The sequence below is a fragment of the Halomonas sp. GXIMD04776 genome, assembly GCF_049808615.1.
Classification (GTDB): domain Bacteria; phylum Pseudomonadota; class Gammaproteobacteria; order Pseudomonadales; family Halomonadaceae; genus Modicisalibacter.
In genome coordinates this window covers 63,127-75,188 of the sequence record NZ_JBNCAN010000012.1, presented here as the reverse complement: position 1 = coordinate 75,188, position 12,062 = coordinate 63,127, and the positions used below count along the sequence as shown (strand labels likewise).

The 12,062-nt window shown below is 58.5% G+C and carries 12 protein-coding genes; 10 read left to right on the top strand and 2 right to left on the bottom strand.

Translation table 11 applies throughout. The features are described 5' to 3' along the window. Nucleotides 1-38: 38 nt before the first annotated feature. From ACPF7Z_RS09980 to ACPF7Z_RS09955, 6 genes are all read left to right on the top strand, one after another. The gene (locus ACPF7Z_RS09980) at nt 39-632 is read left to right on the top strand and encodes a cysteine hydrolase family protein (protein ID WP_425193091.1); all 594 of its coding nucleotides are present in this window, start codon (nt 39-41) and stop codon (nt 630-632) included. 168 nt (nt 633-800) lie between these two features. Beyond that, nucleotides 801-2,372: a Re/Si-specific NAD(P)(+) transhydrogenase subunit alpha gene (locus tag ACPF7Z_RS09975; protein ID WP_425193090.1), complete on the top strand. Its 1,572-nt coding sequence runs from the start codon at nt 801-803 to the stop codon at nt 2,370-2,372. Between the two features lie 17 nt (nt 2,373-2,389). Next, entirely contained in the window at nt 2,390-3,832 is a 1,443-nt protein-coding gene (locus tag ACPF7Z_RS09970) for an NAD(P)(+) transhydrogenase (Re/Si-specific) subunit beta (RefSeq protein ID WP_425193089.1), read from the top strand. 82 nt (nt 3,833-3,914) lie between these two features. Further along, the gene (locus tag ACPF7Z_RS09965; RefSeq protein ID WP_425193088.1) at nt 3,915-5,027 is read left to right on the top strand and encodes an NAD(P)H-dependent glycerol-3-phosphate dehydrogenase; all 1,113 of its coding nucleotides are present in this window, start codon (nt 3,915-3,917) and stop codon (nt 5,025-5,027) included. Next, on the top strand, nt 5,024-5,506 hold the full coding sequence (sixA, locus tag ACPF7Z_RS09960; protein ID WP_425193087.1) for a phosphohistidine phosphatase SixA: 483 nt from the start codon (nt 5,024-5,026) through the stop codon (nt 5,504-5,506). Before ACPF7Z_RS09965 ends, sixA begins: the two co-directional genes overlap by 4 nt. Nucleotides 5,507-5,545: 39 nt before the next feature. After that, nucleotides 5,546-5,854 carry an antibiotic biosynthesis monooxygenase family protein gene (locus ACPF7Z_RS09955; protein WP_425193086.1) on the top strand — a complete coding sequence of 103 codons (309 nt, stop codon included), beginning with the start codon at nt 5,546-5,548 and terminating at the stop codon, nt 5,852-5,854. 4 nt (nt 5,855-5,858) lie between these two features. Here ACPF7Z_RS09955 and ACPF7Z_RS09950 read toward each other — a convergent pair whose 3' ends face one another. Then, entirely contained in the window at nt 5,859-6,806 is a 948-nt protein-coding gene (locus ACPF7Z_RS09950) for an AEC family transporter (protein WP_425193085.1), read from the bottom strand. Between the two features lie 264 nt (nt 6,807-7,070). On the opposite strand from ACPF7Z_RS09950, the gene ACPF7Z_RS09945 reads away from it, so the two are divergent. The 4 genes from ACPF7Z_RS09945 to ACPF7Z_RS09930 all read left to right on the top strand — a co-directional run bounded on the left by ACPF7Z_RS09945 (nt 7,071) and on the right by ACPF7Z_RS09930 (nt 11,273). Then, complete coding sequence (locus ACPF7Z_RS09945; RefSeq protein ID WP_425193084.1) at nt 7,071-7,868, top strand: alpha/beta fold hydrolase; 798 nt, start codon at nt 7,071-7,073, stop codon at nt 7,866-7,868. Further along, nucleotides 7,868-8,737 (top strand): alpha/beta fold hydrolase, encoded by an 870-nt coding sequence (locus ACPF7Z_RS09940; RefSeq protein ID WP_425193083.1) that lies wholly within the window; start codon nt 7,868-7,870, stop codon nt 8,735-8,737. The genes ACPF7Z_RS09945 and ACPF7Z_RS09940 overlap by 1 nt, the downstream gene beginning before the upstream one ends. A gap of 12 nt (nt 8,738-8,749) precedes the next feature. Further along, entirely contained in the window at nt 8,750-9,793 is a 1,044-nt protein-coding gene (locus ACPF7Z_RS09935; RefSeq protein ID WP_425193082.1) for a patatin-like phospholipase family protein, read from the top strand. Nucleotides 9,794-9,866: 73 nt separating this feature from the next. After that, nucleotides 9,867-11,273 carry a mannose-1-phosphate guanylyltransferase/mannose-6-phosphate isomerase gene (locus ACPF7Z_RS09930; protein WP_425193134.1) on the top strand — a complete coding sequence of 469 codons (1,407 nt, stop codon included), beginning with the start codon at nt 9,867-9,869 and terminating at the stop codon, nt 11,271-11,273. 121 nt (nt 11,274-11,394) lie between these two features. Here ACPF7Z_RS09930 and ACPF7Z_RS09925 read toward each other — a convergent pair whose 3' ends face one another. After that, nucleotides 11,395-11,772 (bottom strand): hypothetical protein, encoded by a 378-nt coding sequence (locus ACPF7Z_RS09925; protein ID WP_425193081.1) that lies wholly within the window; start codon nt 11,770-11,772, stop codon nt 11,395-11,397. Between the last annotated feature and the right edge of the window lie 290 nt (nt 11,773-12,062).

The following is a 12,062-nucleotide window of genomic DNA, read 5'->3' as shown; positions in this document are numbered from 1 at the left end:
ACGATCCTTTTCGCTTCTCGTTGCAGGAGTTCCGTTTCATGGCAGCTGGCTCAGCTCGTTTAAGATTGTGTGATGCCCGCGATGAGAGCGCCGCTCTCGTCATCATCGATGTACAGCAGGCGATCGACGACAGCGACTACTGGGGGCATCGCAACAACCCGGATCTTGAAGAGCGGTTGACGGAACTACTGAGTTGCTGGCGCCGTGGTAATGGTTATATCGTCCATGTACGGCATCATTCCCGGGAGCCGCGTTCTCCTTACCGGGCCGGACAGCCAGGTGCCGAGTTCAAGGCATGTGCTGCACCCCACGAGCGCGAGCGGATCATTACCAAACATGTCAACAGTGCCTTCGTAGGCACCGAGCTGGAACTCTGGTTACATCGCCATGGGGTAACGCATCTCGTCATGGCGGGTGTCGCTACGGCACACTCGGTCAGTACCAGCGTGCGTCACGCCGCCTGCCTGGATTTCAGTGTCTCGGTGCCGGCAGACGCCTGCGCCAGCTTTTCGGTGACGGATCGTCATCAGCAACATTGGCCTGCCGAGAAGGTGCATGATCTGAGTTTGGCGCTGCTCGATGGCGAATATGCGCAAGTCACCGATACGCATGCGATCATTCGGCATTTTTGATTCGATGTTCGATCAGGTTGCCATGACTCGTCTGAATGATCGATGCCATAGGTAATAAGCATCACGTAAGGTTATAAATTTGCAGTAAGCTAGGCGGACAAGACGTAGTTGCCATGCCTTCGCCCAGGATTGGGCACACAACGATAACCTGGAAACAGGAGAATGGATGTGAAGATTGGTGCACCCAAAGAGCTTGCCAAGGGAGAGGCGCGCGTCGCGCTGACCCCCGAGAGCGCGAAGCACATCATCAAGCTCGGTCATGAGTGCCTGGTGGAAACCGGTGCCGGCGAGGCGGCAGGTTTTCCCGACGAGGCGTATCGCGAGGCGGATGTCACCGTGGTCGATAGCGCCGAGGCGCTGTGGAAGGAGGCCGATATCGTCGTCAAGGTGCGCGAGCCTTCCGAGCAGGAGGCCGGATATCTCAAGAAAGATCAGACCCTGATCTCGTTTTTCTGGCCGGCTCAGAACGAGGCGCTACTGGAGAAATGCAAGGCTCAGGGCGCCACGGTCATGGCCATGGACATGGTGCCGCGTATTTCTCGCGCCCAGAAGATGGATGCACTGTCCTCCACTGCCAATATCGCTGGCTACCGGGCGGTCATCGAGGCCGGTAATCAGTTCGGCCGCTTCTTCGCCGGTCAGGTGACCGCCGCCGGCAAGGTGCCGCCGGCCAAGGTCATGGTCGTTGGCGCCGGCGTGGCGGGTCTTGCCGCCATCGGTACCGCGGCGAGCCTCGGCGCCATCGTGCGTGCCTTCGATGTGCGTCCGGAGGTGGCCGAGCAGATCGAGTCCATGGGCGGCGAGTTCCTGTTTCTCGATTTCGAGGACTCCCAGGACAGCTCTGGCTCCGGTGGCTACGCATCGCCCTCGAGCCCCGAATTCCGCGAAAAGCAGCTGGCACTGTTCCGTGAACAGGCACCTGAGGTGGATATCGTCATCACCACGGCGCTGATTCCCGGACGGCCGGCTCCTAAACTGCTGCTCGAGGACATGGTCAAGGCCATGAAGCCCGGTTCGGTGATCATCGATCTGGCCGCGGAAAAGGGCGGTAACTGCGAGCTCACCAAGCCGGACGAGCGGGTCGTGACCGATAATGGCGTGATCGTGATCGGCTATACGGATTTTCCCTCACGCATGGCGACCCAGGCGTCGCTTTTGTATGCCACCAATATCCGCCACCTGCTGACGGATCTGACGCCGGAAAAAGACGGCAAGATCAACCAGAACATGGAAGACGATGTGATTCGCGGCGTCACCGTGACGCATCAAGGCGAGATAACCTATCCGCCACCCCAGCCTAAGGTGCAGGCGATCGCCGCCGCCAAACCCAAACCCAAGGCAAAGGAGCCGACGCCGGAGGAGAAGAAGGCTGCCGAAATCGCGGCGTTCAAGGCTCAAACCAAGACGCAGGTCACCATGCTGGGCATTGGCGGCGTCGTGATGCTGTTGTTAGGGCTGGTAGCACCGGCCTCTTTCATGCAGCACTTCATTGTCTTTGCATTGGCTTGCTTCGTCGGTTATCAGGTGATCTGGAACGTGAGCCATGCCCTGCACACGCCGCTGATGGCGGTGACCAATGCCATTTCCGGCATCATCGTGCTAGGGGCAGTGCTGCAGATTGGCTCCGGCAATGCCCTGGTGGTGATATTGGCGGGTATCTCGGTGCTGATTGCGTCGATCAATATTGTGGGTGGCTTTCTGGTGACGCGCCGGATGCTTGCCATGTTCCAGAAATCTTGAGCGGTGGAGAATAAAGAATGCTAGGTCAAGAATTCGTCTCTGCCGCGGCGATTGCGGCAAGTGTGCTCTTCATTCTCTCACTCGGGGGATTGAGCAATCAGGAAAAAGCCAAGCGGGCTGTCTGGTACGGCATCGTGGGTATGGCCGTCGCGGTCTTCTTTACCATCTTGGGGCCAGGCATCGGCGGCTACTGGCTGATGATCCCCATGATGATCATCGGTGCGGTGGTTGGCGTCTACGTCGCCAAGAAGGTCGAAATGACCCAGATGCCGCAACTGGTCGCGGCGCTGCACTCCTTTGTCGGTTTGGCAGCGGTATTCGTAGGCTTCAACGCCGATCTTGAACGCCGTCGGGTATTGGCGAGCCAGATGATCGAAGGCGCGGCGGATAACTTCTCCGCATTTGCCGCTCTGGTGGCCACCAAGACGCCTGCGGAACTGACGTTCCTGCAGGTCGAGGTGGTGCTTGGTGTGTTCATCGGTGCCGTCACCTTCACCGGTTCGATCATTGCCTTCGGCAAGCTCTCGGGCAAGATCGACGGCAAACCCACGCAGTTCCCCGGCGGCCACATGCTCAATGCCGGGGCCGCGATCCTGTGCTTGCTGTTGGCCATCATGTATCTCAACGGAGCGGGGTTCTGGACGCTACTGGTGTTGGCAGCGCTCGCGCTGTTCATCGGCTGGCACCTGATCATGGGCATCGGCGGCGCCGACATGCCGGTGGTGGTGTCGATGCTCAACAGCTATTCCGGCTGGGCGGCAGCGGCCATCGGTTTCACCCTGTCCAACGATCTGTTGATCGTTACTGGCGCCTTGGTGGGCTCGAGCGGTGCGATCCTCTCCTACATCATGTGCACGGCGATGAATCGCAAGTTTGTCAATGTGATCCTGGGCGGCTTCGGCGGCACCTCTGGACCTGCCGCCGAGATCGAGGGCGAGCAGGTCTCGATCGATGCCGGTGGCGTGGCCAGTGCCCTCAACGATGCGGACAGCGTGGTCATCATCCCCGGCTACGGCATGGCGGTAGCCCAGGCGCAGAATGCCGTCAGTGAACTGGTGCGCAAACTGCGCGCTGCCGGCAAGGATGTGCGTTTCGCCATTCACCCGGTCGCAGGGCGCATGCCCGGCCACATGAACGTGCTCCTGGCCGAGGCCAAGGTGCCCTACGATATCGTGCTGGAGATGGATGAGATCAATGACGATTTCCCTCAGACCGATGTGGCCATCGTCATCGGCTCCAACGACATCGTCAACCCGGCGGCCGAGGAAGATCCCAACAGCCCCATCGCCGGCATGCCGGTGCTGAAGGTGTGGGAGGCCAAGCAGACCTTTGTATGCAAGCGAGGTCAGGGTACGGGGTATTCCGGTATCGAGAATCCGCTGTTCTTCAAGGACAACACGCGAATGTTCTATGGCGACGCCAAGAGCAGCATCGATTCGCTGTTACCGCTACTCGATTGATCCTACCCACTCCGACGACGCCCCTTGCGAGGGGCGTTTTTCGTTATACTCGAAAACAGTATTGATCTAGCCGGAGTACTCCATGACGGTAAATAGCCAAGACCAGCAATCGACGTCGATGGGCTTGAGCGTAGCGGTATTGGGTGGCGGCAGCTTCGGCACGGCCCTCGCCAGCATCGCCGCCGACAACGGTGGCGAGGTGCGTCAATGGATGCGCGATGTCGAGCTTGCCGCCGAGATCACCCAGGAGCATCGCAATTCCCGCTATCTGCCGGATTACGCCATCAATCCGGCGGTGTGGGCTTCGAGCGATCTGAAAGCGGTACTCGAGAAGGCCGAGCTGGTATTTGTGGCCATTCCCTCCAAGGCCTTTCGCTCGGTTCTACGTCAGGCCCTACCCTATCTGAATAGTGACCAGATCCTGGTCAGCACTACCAAGGGCATCCAGGAGGAGGGCTTCAAGCTGATGAGTCAGATCCTCGAAGAGGAGACCGGATTTACCCACATCGGCGTGCTATCCGGGCCCAATCTGGCCTCGGAGATCGCTCAAAAGCAACTGACCGCCACGGTGGTGGCAAGCGACGATGCCCTGACACGCGCCCGGGTGCAGACCGCGCTTGGGTGCGATTATTTTCGCGTCTATGCCAGCAACGATCGCTACGGGGTCGAGCTTGGCGGCGCCCTCAAGAATATCTATGCCATTGCCGCGGGGATGGCGGCGGCGCTTGGCATGGGAGAAAATACCCGCAGCATGTTGATGACCCGAGCACTGGCGGAAATGAGCCGGTTCGCCGTCGCGCTTGGCGCGAACCCGCTGACCTTCATCGGGTTGGCCGGGGTGGGGGATCTGATCGTGACCTGCTCATCGAGTCTGTCCCGCAACTATCGGGTCGGGTATGCCCTAGGGGAAGGCAGAACGCTCGACGAAGCCGTCGAGGCCTTGGGGCAGGTTGCCGAAGGGGTCAACACGGTCAGTCTGGTGTGCCGCAAGGCCAGCCAGGAGGGTATTTACATGCCCCTGGCTGCCGGGCTTTACCAGGTGCTGTTCAAAGGCGTACCCGCGCGTCAGATGGCACAGCTGCTGATGCAGAACGAACAGAGCAGCGATGTCGAATTCACCCTTCCACGAGAGATCGTCCAGCAACAGCGTCAAGGGGATGAGAAGGGACAAGGTGCAGAGGAGGGGACGGTATGAAACGGCTCTGGATCATGCGCCATGGTGAGGCTGCCCAGGGGCATCCCGATTCACGACGCGAGTTGACTTCTCATGGACGCGCCGAGGTGCGGTGCATGGCCGAGTGGCTGGCTGAGAGCCTCGATGCCACGCAGCGCGTGCAATTGCGCATTGTCGCAAGCCCCTATGTCCGCGCCCGGAAAACTGCAGACATCATTGCCGAGCGGCTGGGCAGAGAGGTCGAAACGCTGACGATCATCACCCCGGATGACCCTGTGGAGCCCATCATCGACTGGCTGCAGGAGGAGGCTCAGCAAGCGCCGTGTCTATTGGTCAGTCATATGCCAATGGTGGGGACGCTGAGTGCGCGATTGGTCGAAGGCGACCCACGTAGTAGTCTGCCCATGCCGACCGCCGCCATCGCAGCCTTACAGGCCGAGGTATGGGCGGCGGGCTGCGCCGAGATGATTGATTTCCGCCATCCCGCCGATCTTGTCTGACACCGCTGCTTGTCTGGCATCTTTTATCTGGAGGTTTGCATGTCGTTCGTGGTCAATAACCGTATTTTCGTCAATCCGGGCTTCGAGGAGATGTTCGAGGCTCGCTTCAAGGCCCGGGCCGGTGAGATCGACAAGCAGCCCGGATTCGTCGCCATGCGCGTGCTGCGCCCTCTAGGCAATCAGGCGCCCTATGTGGTGGAAACCGAATGGGAAGGTCAGGAAGCATTTCGCGGCTGGGTGAACAGTGAGGATTTCAAGCAAGCCCACGCCGATCCTTTGCCGGCGGAGGCGACCCGGGAAGGCGGCGGCATCGAGCAGTTCGAGATCGTCATCAGCGCCAGACGTTAATCTCTCAAATCACCCCCCAGATCTGTAACACGAACACCCCACCAGTGATCGTGACGCTGGACATCAAGGTGGTGACGGCAATGATGTTTGCGGCCAGCTTGGCGTTGCCGCCCATCGCCTTGACCATCACAAAGCTTGCTGCCGCGGTGGGGCTTGCAAAAAACACGAACAGCAGGCCCAGTTGAGGGCCGGAAAACCCAACTAGCCAGGCGGCACCGGTGGCGAGTACGGGTAGCGTGACCATCTTCATCAGGCTGGCGCCCAGTGCGGTTGCTCGATCGTCGCGCAGGGCGCTTACCGACAAGGTGCCACCGATACAGATCAACGCCAGGGGCAGGGTCAGCGAGGCAAAGTAGTCGCCGCTGGTCATCAGCCAATCAGGTAGTTCGATACCGGACCAGGCGAAGGGGATGGCAATCAGGACGGACAGAATCAGCGGATTGCGCGCAATATGCTTTCCCATGCCATACCAATCCGCCTGCCGCCCGGGTTGATAGGCCGTCAGCACGATCACCGACAGGGCGTTATAGGTCAGGATGACTACGCCCAGCAGCAGACTGCCGGCGGAGAGCCCGTAATCACCATACATACCCGCCGCCAGCGCAAGCCCCACCACGCCACAATTGCCGCGAAAGGCTCCTTGCACATAGATGCCGCGATCGTCCTTGGGCACACGCCAACCAGCCCACAGCCAACTGAGCAAGAAGGTTACGATCGTTGCCAGAGCAAAGAACACCATGAGCCCGGGGTCGAAGGCAGTCTCGAGGTCGGCGCGGATGATGCTGAGGAAAATCAGCACTGGCAGCGTCGCCTTGAATACCAGCATCGACGCCGTGGTGATGAAGGCGCTATCGATCCAGCCGATACGCTTGAGCCCGAGCCCGATAAAAACCATGGCAAAGACCGGAAGGGTGATTTCCAGCGTTTGCGCGAAGATCGTAAGTAGATTCATTGTATCCGCCTAGCGTGCCAGCCATAAGCCGACGATGATCGCGGCAATCACCGTCGCGAAAAACAAGGAGTTGCGTAGACCAGTGTTGCGGGGAGGGCGAGAATTTGACACAGCGGCTTCCTTGTCAGCGGTCGCTAGTTGAGATTTAAACGACTGTATGATTCTTGCTGTCGATGTACTATGGTAAACCGGCACGTTACCTACGCCTAGCGCGCCCTTCCAATAGTCGTGCGTTCGTCATTCGTCACAGGAAAATAGGGTTCGATGCCATTACCCCGATTGCTCTTCGCTCATGCCAATGGTTTCACCGGCGCCAGCTACAAAAGCTTTCTAGCTCCGCTCGGAGCCCGCTTCGATCTTCATCCCTTGGATCGTTTGGGCCATGACCCGGATCATCCGGTGAGCGATAACTGGCCGGCCCTGCGGGATGAGTTGGTGATGCATCTGCGGTCTTTCGATGCTCCGGTAATCGGGGTCGGTCATTCCATGGGTGGCGTGCTGATGCTGATGGCTGCGGAAATAGTGCCGGAAGCGCTGCGTTGCGTGGTGATGCTCGATTCGCCGCTTATGGTGGGTTTGGATGCCCTGGCGTTGCGCACTGCCAAACGTTTTAAAATGGTCGATCGCGTCACGCCGGCGGGCCGCAGCAAGGGGCGGCGTCAGCACTGGCCTAACCGAGATGCCATGGGCCACTATCTGCGTCAGCGGGGATTGTTCAAGCCCTTTACCGAGGCGGCGCTGCAGGACTATATCGCAGGCGGCACCGTGTGCCGGGACGATGGCAGTATCGAGCTGCTGTTCGATCCTGCGGTGGAGGTCGAGATATTTCGCTATCTGCCGGATCACCTGCACGGCCTGGCGCGACGTGTCGAAACACCCCTTGCATTGATTGCCGGCGATCGTTCCGATTTATTGACGCCTGCCCGCCGACGTCGACTGACGCGTCATGGCCTGCATGTCGTCACGACCCCGGGCAGCCACATGTTTCCCATGGAGTATCCCGAAGAAGCGCGTGCCACCTTGTTAGTCACTATCGACTCCTTGCTGGAGAATCACATCTAATGATTGCAGCGACTGAAATACTTCTAGCAGGAGGGCGCCTGGCCGGTTTGAGCTGGGGCCACGAAGACGCACCGACCTGGTTGGCACTGCATGGCTGGCTGGACAATGCGGCGAGCTTCTCGCGGCTGGCCCCCTTGCTTGTCGAGCGTTTGAACATACGTATTGTCGCCATCGACTTCAGTGGTCATGGCAAATCGCAGCGTCACCCTTCCGGAGCCGACTATGCTATCTGGGATTACACCCAGGATGTGCTGGATGTATTGAAATCTCTGGGACTCGAGCGCGCGCCGTTACTCGGTCATTCGATGGGCGCGGGGGTCGCCTGTCTGGTGGCGGCCGCATTGCCGGAACGCGTCGAGCGTTTGGTTCTGATCGATGGGCTCGGTACCTTGAGCACACCAGCGGAGAAGACCGCCGAGCAGTTGCGCAAGGGGTTGCAGGGTCATCGACGGCGCAGCTCCAAGGCACCGCACTATGCGGATGTCGAGAGCGCCATTGCGGCGCGGGTCAACGGGGGAGTGACCGCCATCGATGCGGTTACCGCCGAGCCTTTGGTGCGGCGCAATCTCGAGGATGATGGGAAAGGAGGCTATCGTCTGCGTACCGATGGACGTTTGTTGCGACCTTCGATGGTGCGCTTTTGTCCGGAGCAGGTGCAGGCGATTCTGAATGCCATCGAAATGCCGACGCTGTTGATCGAGGGTGATGGTGGCATTCTCGGCGATCGCGAACAGGCTCAGCGTGCGCGCAGTGCCCTTCGGCCATTGCGAAGACGTGTCCTGGTCGGCGGTCATCATCTCCATCTCGAGCCGGCCGCGGTGGCAGCGGTCAGCGAGGCGATCGTGGCGGATGTCGTCGACAACTCATGAGAGGAGGTTAGCGTGAGCAAACGTATCGCCTTGGTGCTGGGCAGCGGTGGGGCAAGGGGTTATGCCCATATCGGCGTCATCGATGAGGTGGTGTCTCGGGGTTACGAGATCGTTGCCATCTCCGGATGTTCGATGGGTGCCCTGGTCGGTGGTGTTTTTGTGGCAGGCCAGATGGACGGCTATCGCGAGTGGGTCAGCCAGCTTGCCTATTTCGATGTACTCAAACTGATCGACGTTACCTGGAGTCCGCTTGGCGCGATGCGTGCCAACAAGGTGATGGACAAGCTCGAGGAACTGATCGGCGATGTGCTGCTCGAGGACTTGCCCATTCCGCTGACGACCGTGGCCACGGATCTCAATCGTCAGCGCGAAGTGTGGTTTCAAAATGGGCCGCTCTTGCAGGCGATTCGTGCCTCGATCGCCGTGCCCGGCATCATCACCCCGGTCAGCCTCGATGGTCAGATATTGGTGGATGGTGGATTGATGAATCCGTTGCCGATCATCCCCACGGTGTCGACGCGCACTGATCTGGTACTAGCGGTCAATGCCACGGCGCAGTCTCACCAACCGGTGTCTCTTGAGGAGCTACTACCGGAGGATGAGGCTGCCAAGGAGCATGCTCGGGAAGCCGAGCTTGAGGCTCAGGGCAAGGGCTTTTCCAAATGGGTACGTGAGCGGGCCCACCGCATGTTTAGTGGTCCTCAAGAAGAAGATGAAGACAACGATGACACTAACGAAAAGGCAGATGTGACGAACAAGCACAAGCGCGCCGCAGAACGAGCATGGAGTAAGCTTGATATCATGCTTGCCTCCTTCGAGATCACCCAGGGGGCGCTTGCCAAGTACAAGATTGCAGGCTATCCGCCGGATATCCTGGTCGAGATACCCAAGACGGTATGTGGCGCTTATGAGTTTCATCGTGCCGACGCCCTGATTCGCTTGGGTCGCCATCTGGCGGTACAGGCGCTGGATCGCTACGAAGCCAATCGTGATTCGCGAGGCGAAGATGGCCAGGAGATGGTGAGCGAGCCGGCCACAGGAAAACCCGCGAATTAGAGCGGCCTCCGTTGCGGTCGATACGGCTCCTGGGGCTTATCTGGATGCCATCCAGTCAAAAGGAGTGTAAGTGTTGTTTACCCCCGTCATCATGGCCGGAGGCAGCGGTTCGCGCTTGTGGCCATTGTCGCGCAGATACAACCCCAAGCAGTTTCTCGCCTTGACGGGAGAAGGCAGCATGCTTCAGGAAACGCTGAAGCGCCTGGAAAATATCGCGCATCGGCCACCCTATCTGATCTGCCATGAAGAACACCGCTTCCTGGTCGCGGAGCAGCTGCGCGATCAAGGGATTGCCGAGGCCACTATTCTGCTCGAGCCGGAAGGCCGCAATACGGCGCCGGCCATTGCCCTCGCCGCCCTGCAGGCCCTGCGCCAGGATGAAAACGCGCTGTTACTGATATTGGCGGCGGATCACTTGATCACGGATGTCGTCGAGTTTCAGGCGCGGATTAATGATGCCAAAGAACTGGCGGAGGAGGGCCAGCTCGTCACCTTCGGCATCGTCCCCACTCACCCCGAAACGGGCTATGGGTATATTCAGCGCGGCGCCTCCTTGGGCGGTAAAGGGTTTCATGTAAAAGGCTTCGTCGAAAAGCCGGGTCTCGCGACGGCTCAGAACTATCTCGATTCGGGGGAGTATTATTGGAACAGCGGCATGTTCATGTTCCAGGCAAAATGCTACCTGGAAGAGTTGGAACGCTTTCAGCCGGCAATGGTAGAAGCATGCCGCGCGGCCATCGAAGGGGCTCAACAGGATCTCGACTTCATGCGTGTCGATGCGGATGCCTTCAGGGCGTGTCCGTCGGAATCGATTGACTACGCGGTGATGGAGAAAACCGAGCAGGCTTGCATGGTACCGCTGGATGCTGGCTGGAGCGACATCGGCTCCTGGACGACGCTATGGGAAGTGAGTGACAAGGACGATCGAGGTAACGTGACCCGAGGCGATGTGCTGATAGAGAACGGCCATAATCTGATGGTCCATGCCGATAGTCGGCTGGTGGCCACGGTGGGCGTTGATGATCTGGTGATCGTTGAAACCAAGGACGCCGTACTGGTCGCCCACAGGGACCAGGTGCAGGATGTCAAAAAGGTAGTCGAGACGCTCAATGCCCAGAAGCGCCGTGAATCCGACACTCACCGGGAGGTGTATCGCCCCTGGGGGGTCTATGATTCCATCGACAACGGTCATCGTTACCAGGTCAAACGGATCACCGTGAAGCCTGGAGCCAAGCTGTCAGTACAGATGCATCATCATCGCGCCGAGCATTGGGTCGTGGTATCGGGCACCGCCAGGGTCACCAACGGCGATAAGACCTATCTGGTCACCGAGAACGAATCCACCTATATTCCCATTGGCCAGGTGCATGCGCTCGAAAATCCTGGCTCAATTCCCCTGGAGCTAATCGAAGTACAGTCGGGCTCCTACCTGGGAGAAGATGATATCGTGCGGTTGAACGACCGTTATGGTCGCTGTTGATGAGTAATGCTTGGAAAAGCTTGTCACAGTAAACGGAAGTAAGCGCAGACAAGAGATCGAATAGCGAATGCTGCTTTGCAATTATTTTGGAGAGAACCCAAGTGAAAGTCTTTGAGCGCGGCTAAAAGTTCGCACGAAATCCGAACGAACGGCCATCGGTAAACAGCCATCGTGCGCCCTTGCCAATTGGAATGCCGATAGCGCATCCCAAGGTGTTGTACTTCATGTCCTGCCAGTCGAAGTGGTTGTCAGATTGGCGATCATCATAAAGCTCCTTTGCTGCGCCAACTGCGATGCAGCCTCCAAAGCTGACCCATGGCTTGTCAGTGGCAGCGGTCAAGGTCGCAGAGATCGCCGTCGAAGCTGCAAAATGCTTTTTCTCATCGCGCTCGACTGCTAGCGCAGAGGAGGTAGTGAATATGCCTAGAAGGACGAGCATGCTTAAGGCAAGTTTTCCAAAAAAGCTGGTCATAGCCGGAGGGCGCATCAAAATATTCATGTTGTGAACTATGTTTGTTTAAAAAAATTGTTTTAGTCAAATTGAAGCGGACACATCCCCAAGCCACGCCTCAACACTTCTCTATGCGGTTCCACCGAAGCTTGGTCGTCATCCCACACTAGGCTATTTAGAAATAAGACGATGCATGCTTACTCCTGATGGCGGATGATGCACTAGGTTCGCTACTATTGCCAACGCCTCACTGCCATCTTCAAAGCCTCCAATATCAACGTTGTATGCATGTAAGTTTCTATCAAGCAGCAACCAGGTGACCTTGGAGAGCACTGCGA